The organism is Kribbella sp. (genome assembly GCF_035687465.1).
In the GTDB taxonomy this organism is placed as follows: domain Bacteria; phylum Actinomycetota; class Actinomycetes; order Propionibacteriales; family Kribbellaceae; genus Kribbella.
Genome location: NZ_DASRXP010000108.1, coordinates 1 through 15733, shown reverse-complemented (window position 1 = coordinate 15733; position 15733 = coordinate 1). Strand labels below are relative to the sequence as shown.

Sequence of the window (15733 nt, the reverse complement as noted above, 5' to 3'; positions counted from 1 at the left end):
GCCCTTGCGGATCGTGAAGTGCTTCACCAGGCCGGTGACCGACAGCAGCTCCTCACCCACCGGCGAGGGCGTCGTGCTCGGCTCAGTATTGGCAGTGGTCACAGTCGTTGCTCCGTCAGTCCCGGTCACAGCTTCGGCTTGATGTCGGTTTCCCACGCGTCCCGGCGCTGCTCCGGGGACAGGTGGCAGGCGACCATGTGGCCGTTGCCGATGTCCAGCAGCTCCGGCCGCTCCGTTTCGCTGGCGCCGTTGTTCAGGTGTGCGTAGTTGCAGCGCGGGTTGAAGGCGCATCCGCTCGGCACGTTGATCAGGCTCGGCGGCGTGCCCTTGATCGGGATCAGCCGCTCGGTCCGCTCCCGGTCGATCCGCGGCATCGAGCCGAGCAGACCCCAGGTGTACGGGTGCTGCGGCCGCTCGAAGATGTCCTCCGCGCTGCTGTACTCGATCGCCCGGCCGGCGTACATCACCTGGATGTCGTCGGCCAGTTCGGCGACCACGCCGAGGTCGTGGGTGATGATGATGACGGCCGAGTTGAACTCGCTCTGCAGGTCCCGGATCAGGTCCAGGATCTGCGCCTGCACGGTGACGTCCAGGGCCGTCGTCGGCTCGTCGGCGATCAGCAGTTCGGGGTCGCAGGACAGCGCCATCGCGATCATCGCGCGCTGCCGCATGCCGCCGGAGAACTGGTGCGGGTACGCGTCCACGCGCCGGTCCGGCTGCGGGATGCCGACCCGGTCGAGCATCTCGATCGCGTGTTTGCGGGCGACCGACTTGCTCACCTTGTTGTGCACCCGGTAGGCCTCGATGATCTGGTGCCCGACCGTGTAGTACGGGTGCATCGCCGACAGCGGGTCCTGGAAGATCATCGCCATCCGCTTGCCGCGGAGCAGCCGGACCTCCTCGGCGCTGGCCGAGATCAGGTCCTGGCCGTCCAGCAGCACCTCGCCGGTGATCTTCGCCGTACCGGCCTTGTGCAGGCCCATGATCGACAGGCTGGTGACGCTCTTGCCGGAGCCGGACTCGCCCACGATGCCGAGGGTCTTGCCGCGCTCGAGCTGGAACGACAGCCCGTCGACCGACTTGACCACGCCGTCGTCGGTCGGGAAGTGCACCTTGAGGTCGCGGACGTCGAGGAACGCGGAGCCGCGCTCGGTACGGCGGACCGAGTCCTGCCGGGTGAGGTCTTGCGGGGTCTCGGTCACTGGGTCCGCACTCTCGGGTCGACGACCGCGTACAACAAGTCGACGACAAGGTTGGCGACGATGATGAAGACGGCCGCGACCAGCGTCACGCCGAGCACCTTCGGCAGGTCGTTCGCCCGCAGCGCGATCACGGCGTACTGGCCGATGCCGGGCAGCGAGAACGTCGTCTCGGTCAGGATCGCACCGCCGAGCAGCAGCCCGAGGTCGAGACCGAAGATGGTCAGGATCGGGGTCAGTGCCGAGCGCAACCCGTGTTTGATCACCACCGTGCGTTCGGGCAGGCCCTTGGCCCGCGCGGTCCGGACGAAGTCCTCGTTCATCGTCTCGAGCATGCCCGCCCGGGTCAGCCGCGCGTACGACGCGGCGTACAGGAACGCGAGCGTGACCCAGGGCAGGATCAGGTCGTACGCCCACCAGGCCGGATTGGACGCGTCCATCGGATTGGTGCCACCCTGCGCTGTCCAGCCGAGCGAGTAACTGAAGATCGACAGCGACAGCAGCCCGGTGAAGAAGATCGGCAGCGAGACGCCCGCGAGCGCGATCGACATCGTCGACCGGTCCAGCAGGCTGCCGCGTTTGAGCGCCGACACGACGCCGGTGCCGACGCCTGTGACCAACCAGATGAAGGCCGCTCCGAACGCCAGTGACGCTGTCACCGGTAATCGGTCCACCAGATCCGGCCAGACCGGGTTCTGGGTGAGGAACGAGTACCCGAAGCACGGCGCCGGGCAGTGCTCGGTGGCCGGGCCGTAGTTGTAGTCCTGACCGGCGACCAGACCCTTCAGGAACCGGCCGTACTGCTCGTACAGAGGATCCGTGAAGCCCAGCTTCACCGCTGTCTGGTGGATCTGCTCCGCCCCGGCGGACCTGCCCACGTACCGCGAAGCGAGATCGTCCGCGGTCGCACCGCCGAGGCGGGGAACCAGGAAGAAGATCGCGAACGTGACCGCGGTGATGATGATGAGCAGGAACACTGCCCCGATCAACCGCCGGATGATGTATGCGAACACTTGATCGGCGGAGTGGCCGGTGACCCGCGGTTCAGCGCGGGTCACCGACCACCGGTGCCTTCACCTACCTCTGATGGTGGTTGTTCGGAGCAACTACTTCTTGGTGGTGCCGAGCACTGTGTAGTCGTACATGTTGAAGCCGTTGTTGACGAAGACGTTCGTCAGGTTCTCCGGCCGGTACAGCAGCGACTTGGCGTGCACACCCGGGAGGATCATCGCGCTGTCCATCACAGCCTTGTCGATGTCGACCCAGATCTTCTCACGCGCGGCCTGGTCGGTGGTGACGAGTGCCTTGTCGATCATCTTGTCGACCTCGGGCAGCTTGACGCCCAGGTTGCTGTTACCACCGGTCGCGCGAATCACCCGGCTGTCGACGATCTGGCTCAGGAAGCCGAAGCCGTCCGCCCAGTCCGCACCCCAGCTGAAGACCGACATGCCGAGCTTGTTGTTCTTGGCGTAGTCCGGCTTGCCGACGTAGAGCTTGGTGTAGTCGGACTCCGGGAACGGCTTGGTGGTCACGTTGATGCCCACCTTCTTCAGCGACTGCTGCAGCGACTCCGCGACCGCCTTCTCCTTGGTCCGCTCGGTCCGGTAGGCGACGTTCAGGTCGAAGCCGTTCGGCTGGCCACACTCGGCCAGAGCCGCCTTCGCCTTCTCGACGTTGCCGTTCTTGTCCGTCTCGAAGCCGTAGGTGTCGAACTTCTCCGCACCCGGGACCAGGGCCGGCATCAGGTTGGTGGCGATGGAGCCGCCGACGCTACCGCCGTACGCGCGCTGGTAACCCTCGTGGTCGGCCGCGTACAGGATCGCCTTACGGCAGTTGATGTTGTTCAGCGGCGGGACGTCCGAGTTCAGCTGGGTGTAGTTCAGCCGCGCCACGTCCGCGTTGTCGGTGCGGTTCTTGAGGTCGGCCTGCCCGAGCACCTTGCCCTGCGAGGACGGCTGCAGACCGGTCCCGACGATGTCGACGTCGAGGTCACCGGCGAGCAGCCGGTTGTCGATGTCGGCGGCGGCCACGTTCAGCTCGACGGTGATCTTGTCCGGCAGCGGCTTGCGGCCGGTGTCCGGGTCGGTCGCCGGGTCGTACTGGTCGTTGCGGACCAGCGTCATCTGCTTGTCGAGCTGGTAGCTCTCGAACTTGTACGGACCGGTCGAGAGCACGTGCTCCTTGTACTTCGCCCCGGTGTCCCTCGCCTGCGGGACCGGCATGGTGGCCGGCAGCATGGCGAAGTAGTCGAAGCTGGAGAACGACTTGTTCAGGTGGAACACGATGGTCTGGTCGTCCGGCGTCTCGATCGCCTTGGCCACACCTGTGAGCGACTTGTCCTTGTAGACCGAGTAGTCCTTCGGGATGTCCAGCAGGAAGTCGTTGAAGTACGTGTAGCCGTTCGGCAGGGTGGCCTTGTCGAGGGACCGTGCGACGCCGTACTTGACGTCCTTCGACGTGACCGGGGTGCCGTCCTCGAACTTGACGCCGGGGCGGAGCTTGTAGGTCCACGTCTTGGCGTCGTCGGTCGGCGTCCCCGGGCCGACGGCCAGGTCACCGACCAGCTTCGACCCCTCGTCACCGGGCGCCGACTTGAAGGCCAGCAGGCTGCGGCCGTAGGTGCGGACGAAGTTCCAGGACATACCGAAGTAGGTGTCGCCCGGGTCCACCGAGTCCCAGAAGGCCGGGTGGGCCATCCGGAGCGTCCCGCCCTTGACGTCGGAGGGGTTGAACACCTTCGTTACCGCGGCATTCTGTGCGGCCGCGGTCGAGCTGCCTCCACCGTCACTGTTGCCGCCGTTGCCGCCGTTGCCGCCACAGGCCGCCAGACTCAGTGCGATGACCGCGCTGACGGCGGTCGCCGTCGTGATGCGCTTCCTTCTCATCTCGTGTTGCACCCCTTTTTTTGTTCGGAGCACTGCGCTCCCTGGTTGGAGAAAGTTCTAGCGCGATCGAGGGTCGAGCGCGTCCCGCAGGCCGTCGCCGAACAGGTTGAAGGCCAGCACGGTGACGAAGATCGCCAGTCCCGGCGGCACCATGAACATCGGGTCGACCTGGTACCAGTTGGTCGCCGTCGACAGCATGTCGCCCCAGCTGGCCGTCGGCGGCCGGACCCCGACGCCGAGGAAGGACAGCGCGGCCTCGAACAGCACGTTGGTCGGGATCAGCAGCGTCGCGTAGACGAGGATCGGCGCGACCAGGTTCGGCAGCAGTTCGGTGAACAGGATGTAGGGCCGGCGCGCGCCCAGGCTGCGGGCCGCGTCGACGAACTCACGCTCGCGCAGCGACAGGGTCTGACCGCGGACGATCCGGCCGATGTAGGGCCAGCTGAAGAAGCCGATAATGAAGACGATGACGGCGATCCGTAGCGGATCTCCGGACAGGCCGAGCAGCGAATCGGGCATCGCTCCGACCAGGGACAGCGCGAAGAGCACCAGCGGGAAGGCCAGGAAAATGTCCATCACCCGGCTGATGATGGTGTCCACCCAGCCACCGAAGTAGCCGGCGACGATCCCTGCCACAGTGCCGATGACCACCGACAGCAGGGTCGCCAGGAAGGCGATCAGCAGCGAGATCCGGGCGCCGTAGACGACCCGGGCGAACAGGTCGCGGCCGTTCACCGGCTCCACCCCGAACGGGTGATCCCAGCTGACGCCGCCGAGCCTGCCGATCGGCAACTGGGTCGCCTCATCGACGAGATCCTGGTGGAAGTCGTTCGGCGTGACACCGACGAGCTTGCACAGCAGCGGGGCGATGATCGCCACCACGATCAGTAGCAACACGACCACGCCGCCCGCGAGCGCGACCTTGTCGCGCTTCAGCCGCATCCAGGAGATCTGCCACAGCGAGCGGCCCTCGATCTTCCGGACACCCTCGAGTACGGCCTCCGGCTGGGCTGACGCGGATCCCGGCTCGACCTCGAGTGGTGCGCTCACGCGATTGGTTCCCCGTCCCTGTTGTCGTCGACCGGCCGAACCGGTATGGCTGCCGCCTTAACCTGCCGCCATTACCGCACGGAGTCAAACGCGGAAAGTGCTGCGTTGCCCGATCGTGATGAGCAGGAAATCGTCCCGTATCGTGGACAGGTGGCAGTAAAGCATGCCACCGCACTGCCCGTCGCGGACGCCTCGCTGACTGTTACTTCTCCAACGGTGAGAAATAGAGGAAAGTCAGGGGGTTCAGGGCCGCTGCGACGTTCTGCAAGTCCTTGCCGGCCACCACCGTCTGGTGGCCCTGCCAACTGGGCAGCACCGGGACGTCGTGGGCGATCACTGTCTGCAGATTCTCCAGCAGCTCTTCGCGATCCAGCTGGTTCTGCTCGGCGGTCTCCTGATCCAGCAGCTTGTTCGCCGTCTGGGACTTGTAGCCGTTCTGGAACACCGCGCCGTCGCGCACGAACGGCACCAGGTAGTCGTCGGCGTCCGGGTACTCCGGGAGCCAGCCAGAGTGATAAATATCAAACGCCCCGCTCCGGGCCTGCTGCTGGTACTTCGGCCACTCCACGCTGCGCAACGTCACCTTGAACAGCCCGGACGCCTCCAGTTGGCGCTTCAGTTCGAGCACCTCCGCCTTCGCGCCGGCGCCGTAGTGGACCGGCGTCCAGCCCAGCGTCAGCGTGACCGGCGTGGCGATGCCACCCTCCCGCAGGATCGCGGCGGCCGCCGCCTTGTCAGGCTGCCCGTACTCCGTCTGGAACGCGTCCACCTGGCCACCGAATCCCGGCGGCACGACCGAGTACAGCGGGGTCACATGATCGGCGTACGCCTTCTTCGCGATGGAAGGCCGATCGATCAGCTGCGCCACGGCCCGCCGTACCGCGGGCTTGCGGCTGGTCAACGACTTGAAGTGGAAGGAGAAGTACCGGATCTCCGCGGAGGCGGCGTCGACCACCTGGACGTCGTCCTCGGCGCGCAGTTTCTCCAGGTCGGTCGCAGCAAAGCCGTGGAAGGCGAGATCGGCCTTCCCGGTCGTCACGGCCTGGGTCAGCGCGGCCGAGTCCGGCACCACGCTGAGGTCGATCCCGTCGTTCTGCGCCGCCCGCGCGCCGCGGTAGCCCTTGAACTTCGTCAGCGTCGCGCTCGAGCCCGGCTTGTACGCCGCCAACTGGTACGGGCCGCTTCCCATCGCCTTGTCGTTCAGCAGTTTCGCGGCCGGGTAGAACTCCTCGTCCACGATCGAGCCGGCCGTGGTGGTCAGCAGGTACGGCAGTCGCGCGTCCGGCTTCTTCAGGTTGAACACCGCGGTGAGGTCATCGGGCGTCGTCACCGAGGCCAGTGAGGTGAACAGCCCGGACGGACCACCCGGGGTCTTCAGTTTGATCATCCGGTCGAAGCTGAACTTCACGTCGGACGACGTCAGCTCATGCCCGTTCGGGAAGGTCAGTCCGTTCTTCAGACTGCAGGTGTACGTCGTCGGTGCGTCGTACTGGCAATCGGCCGCGTCGGGCACCGGCGTCGAGCGGCCGGGGATGATCGTCAGCAGGGTCTGGAAGAGGTTCGCCTGCAGGGTTCTCGAGCCGACCTCGTACGGACCGGCCGGGTCCAGCGAGGTCGCGCTGTCGGTGGTTGCCGCCTTCAGGATCAGTGCCTGTGGCGTCTCACCGGCACCCTGTTGCGGAGTACTGGCCGGCTTGCCGCACGAGCCAAGCGATGCGGCCAGCACGCCGACCGCGGCCACAGCCACGACCCGGCGATTCAACACAGTCACCATTCCACCCTCTCGACCCCAGAACGCCCCCGCGGGCTCTTCAAGACGGTAACGCCTCAGCGGAGCAGGTCGCGCAGTGCCTCCGGTGTGAACGGCTCGAGGGAGTTGACCACCAAGCGCCGTGGGCCTTCTGGGATCGCCACCCATTGCGGTACTGCGACCACGAACGCGCCGGCGGCTGTCCCCGAGGCCGTGCCGCCCGGGGAGTCCTCGATCACGACGCATTCGGCCGGATCCACGTCCAGCAGACGGGCCGCCGTCAAGTACGGCTCGGGGTGTGGTTTGCCGCGCACGACCTCGTCACCGGCGACGATCACGCTGAACAGATCGCCCGGCAGATGCGGCAGCACCGCGTCGATCATCAGCCGGTACGACGCCGACACCAGCGCGCAGGGAACGCCTTCCTTATTCAGCGCCTGAAGGAGCTCCACCGCGCCGGGACGGAACACGACCGCCTGCTTGAGCGACTCGATCACCTCGCCGTACATCCGCTCGGCGAGCTCCTCGGCGGTGATCGCGCCGTCCGGGATCCGCGCCATCCAGACCCGCACCGCGTCCCTCAGATCACTGCCGACCAGGCTGACGCAGTCCTCGGTCGTCCAGGTCGCGCCGAGCGAGCCCAGCAGGTCGATCTGTACCCGCGCCCAGACCGGCTCGGAGTCCACCAACGTGCCGTCCATGTCCCACAGCACTGCCTGCAACTGCTGCTCCTCAGCTAGATGTCCGCCGGCTCCCTGACCATTTTGCCGGTCCGCGCCAAGCGCGGGCGATCCGGGATCTGAGCAACCATCTCGGATTCTAGTCAGTGGCTTCGACACTTTCCGCTCGGCGTGAAACACGCGGCGCCGGGTCCGGGATGCACGTAGGCTGGCAGTCCGGCACCGACGGTGACGGTTGCCGCCGGGAGCCACTACAGACGACTAGGACAGGGGGTGGCGAGGATGGCTGATCTCGCGAACCTGAGGGACCCGGTCGTGATCGCCGCGTTCGAGGGCTGGAACGACGCGGCCGAGGCAGCCACCGGAGCAGTGGATCACCTGATCGAGGAGTGGGACGCCGAGCTCGTCACGGCGATCGACCCCGAGGACTACTACGACTTCCAGGTGAACCGGCCGACGGTCGGCTTCGACGACGAGGGTGTACGCCGCCTGACCTGGCCCACCACCCGGGTCTTCCTGGCCCGGCCCGAGGACACCGGCCGCGACATCCTGCTGATCCGCGGCATCGAGCCGAACATGCGCTGGCGCACCTTCTGCCGCGAGCTGCTCTCCCTGGTCGACGAGTCGAACTCCCAGCTGGTGGTCGTCCTCGGTGCTCTGCTCGCGGACTCCCCGCACACCCGCCCGATCCCGGTCAGCGCCTCGTCCTCCGACCCTGAGCTGACCGCGTCCTGGAGCCTCGAGCCGTCCACGTACGAAGGCCCGACCGGGATCACCGGCGTCTTCGGTGACCTCTGCGGCGCCCTCGGCGTACCGGCGGTCTCGATCTGGTCCGCGATCCCCCACTACATCGCCGGTACTCCGTGCCCGAAGGCGTCCCTGGCCCTTCTCGGCAAGGTCGAGGCCCTCCTCGACCTCCCGATGCCCGAGGGTGAACTCCCCGAGCTGGCCCGCGCCTGGCAACGAGGCGCCGACGAGCTCAGCGAAGAGGACCCCGAGGTCGCCGAGTACGTCGCCACCCTGGAAGAGCAACGCGACACCACCGATCTCCCCGAAGCCTCCGGCGATGCCATCGCCGCCGAGTTCGAGCGCTACCTCCGCCGCCGGAACAAGAACCACCCGGACTGACCGTCGGCTGTAGCCGGTAGGCCACGTACTGTGGCGTAACTTCCCGGATCGTTCTATCGTCGGCGGACGACGGAAGGCTTGGCCACTTCACTTCCGGCGACACTAGCGACGGGGACTGACGGGGCATGGGTAGGGCGGCGCAGAATCAGCGGGGCGGGAGTTCTGTCCCGGCGCTGGCTGTGCTTGCGCTGCTCGGCGCGGCCGGGGTGTTCGCGGTGCTTGACGACGGGAAGCCCGACGTTGATCTGACGACCCTGGCCGGGGCCTCTACGTTCGCGACGATCAGTACGGCGCCGCTGGACTCGCAGCCGTTCGCCGGAACCGACGGGCTGGTTGTCCATCCTCGGGTGGAGACGGCCGTGTACTCGGCGCCCGACGCGGAGCCGTTCGCGAAGGTGGGGCCGACCCAGTTCGGAGCGACCTGGCTGCCGGTGGTGGAGCGGGTCGACGGGTGGGTGCGGGTGCTGCTGCCTTCGAAGCCCAATCGGTCGACCGGCTGGCTGGCGGACGAGGATCTCGAGCACGCCTCCTCGTCGTACTCGATCCGGGTGCACACCGGGTCCCGGACGCTGGAGTTGTTCGAGCGCGGCAAGCGGCTCGGGAAATGGAAGGCCGGGGTCGGGGCCCAGAAGACGCCGACGCCACCAGGCCGGACGTTCCTGCTCGGGTCGATCATCGATCCGAAACGGTCGGCCTCGCCGGTGGTGTTGCCGCTGGGGGCGCACAGTCCGACCCTCGACACGTTCGGCGGCGGTCCTGGGACGGTCGCGATCCACGGCTGGCCCCGGCCGGATGTGTTCGGGGCCGCGGTCAGCGCCGGCTGCGTGCGGGTGCCCCAGACCGCCCTCGACCGTCTCCAACGCGTCCCGCTCGGGACGCTCGTCCTGATCGACAGCAAGTAATGCGCGGCTCAGAGTGAGGATCCTCCAGATGCGACGAAACATCGTCCCGACGGCGTTGACAGCCGCGGCCGTGACCGGGCTCGTAGCCCTGACCCTGGTGGCCAGCGCCCCGGCAGGCAACGCGGTCGACCGGCCCTCCTCGGCATACGCGGTCGGTGCCGACGGCCAGGTGCCGGTCGAGAAGACGCCGTACGTCGAGTCGCGGGACGGCCGCGAGCACAGTTCCTCGGCACTCGAGCTACCGAAGAACCCTCTGCTGTCCGCGCGCACGGCGACGGTGACCGCCGGGAACGACAAGGCGTCGGTCGAGCTCCTCGACGTCACCCTCGGGCAGGGTGCGCTCAACCAGGTGAAGCTGCCGCCGGAACTGAAGAAGTCCTGCGCGTCCCTGCCAGCCACGGGCGCTGATGATCTGCCGATTCCGGATCTCCCGCTGCCCGACCTCGGCCTGCCGCTGCCGGATCTAAGTACGGTCGACCTGCCGGTGAAGAACCTTCCCGAACTGTGTGACCTGCTGCTCACGCCACCCAGCTCGATCCTCGGCATCGACGCGATCAACGTCTGGTGCGCCGGCGACCGCGGTGGGGTCGACGTGGGATCGCTGACCCTGCTCGGCCTGAAGATCCAGATCCCGAGCACGAAGGAGGGCGCGGTCATCCCCGCCGCGCCGCTGGCCACGATCACGGTCAACGAGCAGTCGGCGGGTGCGGACGGCTCGTTCACCGTCACCGGCCTGACCATCAACCTCGGCAACGGCGCCCAGGTGATCCGCCTAGCCTCAGCAACCTGCGCCAAGCCCGCAGCCCACCCCAAGCCAACCCCAAAGCCGAAGCCAACCGTCCCGATCCCCGGCACCGACGTCGGCGTCCCACCAGCCGCCCCGGTCCCAACACCGGTCAAGACCCACCACCCGGTCACGGGCTAAGGGTTCGCGCGCCGGACCCGACCTCCGGCGTACCGGCGTACCGGCGTACCGGCGTACCGGCGTACCGGCTAGAGCTTGATGCCTAGGAGGGCGTCGAGGGCCTGGGCGAGCAGGGCGGGAGACTCGGGGTCGTTGCCGTTGGAGTCGGACCAGGTGTCGACGGCCGAGAGGGCGGCGATGGTGTCGAGGTCGTTGGTCAGGGCTGCTCGGATGGCGTCGATGGTGTGAGCGGCGTCGGGGCCGGATCCTCGGGTGATCGCGCCGCGCCAAACGTCGAGGCGTGCCTGGGCGTCCAGGAGATCCGTCGGCGCCCAGAACCAGTCGGTGCGGTAGTGATGGGCCAGTAGGGCCAGGCGGATCGCCATCGGATCGGTGCCCGCCTGGCGTTCCTTCGAGACGAGCACCAGGTTGCCCTTGGATTTCGACATCTTTTCGCCGTCCAGCCCGACCATCGCCTGGTGCACATACGCCCGGGCAAACGGGTGCTCCCCTGTCGCCACCTGCGCCCCGCTGGCCGACATCTCGTGGTGCGGGAAGATCAGGTCGCTGCCACCACCCTGGACGTCGAACGACATCCCCAGGTGTTCCAGCGCGATCGCAGAGCACTCCACGTGCCAGCCCGGCCGGCCGCGGCCGAACGGCGAGTCCCAGGCCGGTTCGCCCGGACGCTCGTGACGCCACAGCAGGCTGTCCAGGGGATCCCGCTTGCCCTCGCGGTCAGGATCGCCGCCCCGCTCGGCGAACAGCGCGCGCATGGTCTCCACGTCGTACCCGGAGACGCTCCCGAAGGTCGGATCGGCCTTCACCGCGAAGTACAGGTCACCGTCGACGTCATAGACGGCACCCGCGCGCTGCAGGTCGGCGATCGCGTCGGTGACAAGCCCAATCGACTCCACCACCCCGACATAGTTCTGCGGCGGGATCACCCGCAACGCGGTCATGTCGTCGCGGAACAGCTGGATCTCACTGTGCGCCAGATCCGTCCAGTCGACGCCCGTCGCGGCCGCGCGTTCGAGCAGCGGGTCATCGATGTCGGTGATGTTCTGCGTGTAGTGCACCTCGTAGCCGGCGTCGCGCCACATCCGGTTGATCAGGTCGAAGGTGACGTACGTCGCAGCGTGGCCCATGTGGGTCGCGTCGTACGGCGTGATGCCGCAGACGTACATCCGGGCCGAGCCGTCGGTGGCGGGGGGAACCTCCACCAGGCCGCGCGAGGCGGTGTCGTAGAGGCGAAGACGCCGGGCCGGCCCGGGTACGACCGGGATTTCTGGTTTCGTCCACGCCTGCATGAGACGGAGCCTATCCAGTCAGCGAATTCGCGCCACGACGCGGTTCCATTCCCCGGATCCGGTGGCGGACGAACCCCTCGTCCCCTACCCTCCGCCGGGACCAGCCGGTACTACGGACGCCAGACCCGCGCCACGTAGTCCGCGAACGAGCCGGCGTCCCGGCCGAGAACCTGCCGGACACCGTCCGCCGGTTCCGCGAGCTGTCCTTCCCGCATCAGGTCGAACATCGCGTTCACGCTGTCGACCGCCTCGACCGGCCACCCCTCGGCGAGGAGTTCGGCGCGGTACTCGGCCGGCGAGAGTTCGACGTACGAGATCGGTCTCCCGGACGCCGTCGAGATCGCCTCGGTCGCCTGCGCGAAGGTCAGCGACTCCGGTCCGGAGAGGTCGTAGATCCTGCCTTCGTGACCGGGCCGGGTGAGCACCGCGGCGGCCACGTCGGCGACATCCTCGAGATCGATGAACGGCTCCCCCACCTCCCCCGCCGGCAGCGCCAGCCGCCCGGCCAGCAACGGGGCCCGCCACAGATCCTCGTCGAAGTTCTGGTCGAAGTTGTTCGCCCGCAGGATGGTCCACTCAGCCGCCGAGGCTCGGACGGCCCGGTCTGCCACGCCCATTCCAGCCGCGAACCCCTCGCCGATCTGGTCGACCCCGCGACCCGACAACACCACGAACCTCCGGACACCAGCCGCCACGGCCTGCTCGACGAACGCCTCAATCGGAGCCGGATCATCCGGGGCGATCAGGTAGACCGACTCGATATCCCGTACTGCGCCCGCCCAGCTACTGGGGTCATCCCAGTCGAACCGTGTCTCCGCTGAACGTGATGCGGCGCGAACCTTCTCGCCCTGCTCACGCAGCCGCCGCAGTACCCGCCGGCCCGTCTTACCCGTTGCCCCCAGCACCAAAATCGTCATACCCACAAGTCAATCCGCGCCCTGCCCAGCAGACCATGTGTGTCAGTGCCCGTCGTATGTCCGTCCGTCCCACCGGGCGACATCACCACACCCATTCCACCAATTGCCGCCTATCTTGGCGGTATGGATCCGCTCGATGATCTGCTCTGGGGACTGCGTGCCGAGGGTGCTGTGATGGGAACGCGGGTGCTCAGACCGCCGTACGGACTGCGCTTCGTCGACGGTGCGGCGCTCACCCTTTGCTCGCCGCTGCACGGTGACGGCTGGCTGGTGGTGTCCGGCGCGCCTGCCCAGTTCGTGCGGACGGGCGACACGGCGATCGTGCGAGGGCCGGGCCCGTTCCTGTTCACCGACGATCCGGAGCGGTCCACCCAGCCGGTGGACGTGCTGTGCAACGGCGAGATCGAACCGCCCGGACCCGATCGCGGCGACGGCGGCACCGTCCTGCTGGCCGGTGCCTATCACGTTCGTCAGGAGATGCCCCGGCGTCTGCTCAGCGAACTTCCCCCGGTGCTCGTCCTTCCCGAGGACCACGACTGCGGTCCCCTGCGCGCCTACCTCGAGGAACGGATCGCAGCCGGATCCCTCGGACGCCAACTCGCCCTCGACCGCTTGGTCGACTGGCTGATGATCTGCACCTTGGGAGCCTGGTTCGAGCAGACCCCGCCGCCCTGGTACCAAGCGCTTGCCGATGACGTGGTGGGACCAGTACTGCGGGCGATGCACCAGTCGCCCGAGGCAGGCTGGTCGCTGGCAACCCTGGCCGACGTCGCCCAAGTGTCGAGGACCACGCTGGCGCGACGGTTCACTGAGCTCACCGGCGAATCGCCGCTCGCCTACCTGACCGACGTCCGGATGACCGTCGCAGCAGACCTACTCGCGGAACCCGGCGCTACCGTCGCGGCCGTCGCCCGACGAGTGGGGTACGCCGACGCCTTCAGCTTCAGCGCCGCCTTCAAACGCGAGCGCGGAACCAGCCCGAGCACGTTCACGAGCCTCGCCGCCCAGGCCTAGAACGCGGGCCAGGGAATGGCGGGCCAGTCGTCACTCGGGAACGGGAAGATCCCGGTCTTGAGCAACGTGGCACACCGCTCACGAGTAGCAGTCAACTCGACCCCGGTGATCAGCGCGCACAACTCGGCTCCCAGCTGCCCCGCGAGTCCGTCCGCGAGCTTCTTGACGTCATCCAGCAGCTCCGGCGGTACCGGCGTACCGGCCCATCCCCACAACACCGTGCGCAGCTTGTCGTCGGCGTTGAAGGTGACGCCGTGGTCGACGCCGAACACCCGGCCGTCGCCCGGGTTGAGCACGTGCCCGCCCTTGCGGTCGGCATTGTTGACCACGGCATCGAACACCGCCATCCGCCGCAACGCGTCGTTGTCCGCATGCACCAGCGTCACCGGGTTGTGCCGGCCGTCGAGCGCGTCGAGTACGCCGATCCAGCCCTTGGGAACCCGTCCTTGCGGGACGATGTCGACCAGCTCGGTCTCGCCCGGCAGCAGCTCCGTCTCGTCGATCCAGAGCTGGACCATGCCCTCGCCGAGGGGTCCGTCCCGGAGCAGGGTCGGCGGTACTACGGACCAGCCGAGCGCCTCCGACACGACGTACGAGGCGTACTCGCGCTGCGCGAGCGTGCCGTCCGGGAAGTCCCAGAGAGGGCGCTCGCCCTCGACAGGTTTGTAGACAACGGTCGCGGACTCACCGTCGAGGCTCACGGAACCCTGGAAGGTGCCGTTCGAGGCGGCCACCAGTCGTCCGTGCAGAGAAAGTTCGCCGGTCCGGAGCAGGTCGAGGTCGGTCATTCGCGGACGTGCCTGCGGTAACCGTTGGCGCGCGGGCAGATATGCCCCTCCGGGTCGATCGGGCGGCCGCAGAACGGGCAGCTCGGCCGGCCGGAGGCGACCAGCGCGACCGCCCGGCGGGCGAACGCGCGCGCCTGCTCCTCGCTGATCCGGACGATGAACACCTCGGCGTCCTCGGACTCCATCGCGGCCGTCACCGGGTCGGTCTCCTCGACCTCGACCTGCTCGGTCGTGATCACGGCGAACACCTCGATCACCACCCGCTCGGCGTCGGCCTCCCAGGCCAGCGTCATGGTGCCGGCCCGGAACTCCTCCTCGATCGGCTGCTCCAGCGGGTCCGTGTCGTCCAGCCCGAGCGGCGTGGACGGCTCCCGGTCGAACCGCCGGGCGACCTCGTCGAGCATCACGTCCAACCGCTCCGCGAGCGCCATCACCTGTTCCTTCTCACAGGCCACCGAGGTCAGCCTGACCCCCGCCCTGGCCTGCAGGAAGAAGGTCCGGGCACCGGGTTCTCCGACGGTACCGGCGACGAACCGATCCGGATCGTCATACGAATGCACTACGCGAGCCATGCTGAAACCCTATTACCGTCCACCGACTACGGCGTCGGAGGACTGTACTGCGGACTTCTTGGCCCGGCCCTTCGTCTTGGCCGGGGGCTTCGGGACGAGGGATGCCAGCTCGCTGCCCGAGTCGTTCAGGCGAACCAGGAACGGGCGGGTCGCGGTGTAGGTGATGATCGTGGTGGACGCCGTGTCGACGACGATTCGCTGGAACGTGTCCAGATGCTGACCCAGCGCGTCGGCGACGATCGCCTTGATCACGTCCCCATGCGATACCGCCACCCAGAGCGCGTGGTCGCCATGGCTCGCCTTCAGGGTCGCGTCGTGCTCGCGGATCGCGTCCACCGCCCGCTGCTGCATCCCGCGCATCGACTCGCCGTTCGGGAACGTCACCGCCGAGGGGTGCTGCTGGACCACCGACCAGAGCGGATCCTTCGCCAGCGTGCCGATCTTCTTGCCGGTCCAGTCGCCGTACCCGCACTCGGTCAGCCGCCGGTCCGTTGCCGGACGCAACTCTTGGTGGTACTTCGCGATCGCGGCCGCGGTCTGCTTGCAGCGGTCCAGCGGCGAGGTGACGATCGCGGCCAGCGGGAGCTCCGCGAGCCGCTCCCCTACCTTGACGGCCTGCTGCAGCCCGAACTCG

The 15733-nt window shown here is 67.8% G+C and carries 15 protein-coding genes; 4 read left to right on the top strand and 11 right to left on the bottom strand.

From position 1 onward, the window contains the following. Positions 1-125: 125 nt before the first annotated feature. The 6 genes from VFG33_RS05415 to VFG33_RS05390 form a co-directional block, all read right to left on the bottom strand. Positions 126-1202, bottom strand: a complete 1077-nt coding sequence (locus VFG33_RS05415) for an ABC transporter ATP-binding protein (RefSeq protein WP_414672924.1) — start codon at positions 1200-1202, stop codon at positions 126-128. Continuing rightward, positions 1199-2212 (bottom strand): ABC transporter permease, encoded by a 1014-nt coding sequence (locus VFG33_RS05410; protein ID WP_325023030.1) that lies wholly within the window; start codon positions 2210-2212, stop codon positions 1199-1201. Before VFG33_RS05410 ends, VFG33_RS05415 begins: the two co-directional genes overlap by 4 nt. Before the next feature lie 93 nt (positions 2213-2305). Continuing rightward, entirely contained in the window at positions 2306-4084 is a 1779-nt protein-coding gene (locus VFG33_RS05405) for an ABC transporter substrate-binding protein (protein ID WP_325023026.1), read from the bottom strand. Between the two features lie 57 nt (positions 4085-4141). Beyond that, positions 4142-5134, bottom strand: a complete 993-nt coding sequence (locus VFG33_RS05400) for an ABC transporter permease (protein ID WP_325023024.1) — start codon at positions 5132-5134, stop codon at positions 4142-4144. Between the two features lie 202 nt (positions 5135-5336). Further along, complete coding sequence (locus tag VFG33_RS05395) at positions 5337-6908, bottom strand: ABC transporter substrate-binding protein (protein WP_325023022.1); 1572 nt, start codon at positions 6906-6908, stop codon at positions 5337-5339. A gap of 53 nt (positions 6909-6961) precedes the next feature. Further along, complete coding sequence (locus tag VFG33_RS05390; RefSeq protein ID WP_325023028.1) at positions 6962-7597, bottom strand: HAD family hydrolase; 636 nt, start codon at positions 7595-7597, stop codon at positions 6962-6964. 249 nt (positions 7598-7846) lie between these two features. Here VFG33_RS05390 and VFG33_RS05385 point away from each other — a divergent pair, with 249 nt between their 5' ends. The 3 genes from VFG33_RS05385 (at position 7847) to VFG33_RS05375 (ending at position 10519) form a co-directional block, all read left to right on the top strand. Then, on the top strand, positions 7847-8692 hold the full coding sequence (locus tag VFG33_RS05385) for a PAC2 family protein (RefSeq protein WP_325023020.1): 846 nt from the start codon (positions 7847-7849) through the stop codon (positions 8690-8692). A gap of 125 nt (positions 8693-8817) precedes the next feature. Continuing rightward, entirely contained in the window at positions 8818-9594 is a 777-nt protein-coding gene (gene ldtCP / locus VFG33_RS05380; protein WP_325023018.1) for a protein-sorting L,D-transpeptidase LdtCP, read from the top strand. Positions 9595-9622: 28 nt separating this feature from the next. Continuing rightward, positions 9623-10519: an APAP(6x)LPVTG-CTERM sorting domain-containing protein gene (locus VFG33_RS05375; RefSeq protein ID WP_325023016.1), complete on the top strand. Its 897-nt coding sequence runs from the start codon at positions 9623-9625 to the stop codon at positions 10517-10519. A 68-nt stretch (positions 10520-10587) separates the two neighbouring features. Here the strand turns inward: VFG33_RS05375 and mshC are convergent, their stop codons facing one another. Both mshC and VFG33_RS05365 read right to left on the bottom strand, forming a co-directional pair. Further along, the gene (mshC, locus tag VFG33_RS05370; RefSeq protein ID WP_325023014.1) at positions 10588-11808 is read right to left on the bottom strand and encodes a cysteine--1-D-myo-inosityl 2-amino-2-deoxy-alpha-D-glucopyranoside ligase; all 1221 of its coding nucleotides are present in this window, start codon (positions 11806-11808) and stop codon (positions 10588-10590) included. 110 nt (positions 11809-11918) lie between these two features. Next, positions 11919-12725: an NAD(P)H-binding protein gene (locus VFG33_RS05365; protein WP_325023012.1), complete on the bottom strand. Its 807-nt coding sequence runs from the start codon at positions 12723-12725 to the stop codon at positions 11919-11921. Between the two features lie 123 nt (positions 12726-12848). On the opposite strand from VFG33_RS05365, the gene VFG33_RS05360 reads away from it, so the two are divergent. After that, positions 12849-13739, top strand: a complete 891-nt coding sequence (locus VFG33_RS05360) for an AraC family transcriptional regulator (RefSeq protein WP_325023010.1) — start codon at positions 12849-12851, stop codon at positions 13737-13739. On the opposite strand, the gene VFG33_RS05355 is transcribed toward VFG33_RS05360, so the two are convergent. The 3 genes from VFG33_RS05355 to VFG33_RS05345 all read right to left on the bottom strand — a co-directional run. Then, complete coding sequence (locus VFG33_RS05355) at positions 13736-14527, bottom strand: Rv2133c family protein (protein ID WP_325023008.1); 792 nt, start codon at positions 14525-14527, stop codon at positions 13736-13738. The genes VFG33_RS05360 and VFG33_RS05355 overlap by 4 nt on opposite strands. Further along, complete coding sequence (locus VFG33_RS05350; RefSeq protein ID WP_325023006.1) at positions 14524-15099, bottom strand: Rv2134c family protein; 576 nt, start codon at positions 15097-15099, stop codon at positions 14524-14526. Before VFG33_RS05350 ends, VFG33_RS05355 begins: the two co-directional genes overlap by 4 nt. Before the next feature lie 12 nt (positions 15100-15111). Beyond that, positions 15112-15733, bottom strand: a 622-nt coding sequence (locus tag VFG33_RS05345; RefSeq protein ID WP_325023004.1) for an Rv2135c family putative phosphatase, incomplete at its 5' end; no start/stop codon positions are given.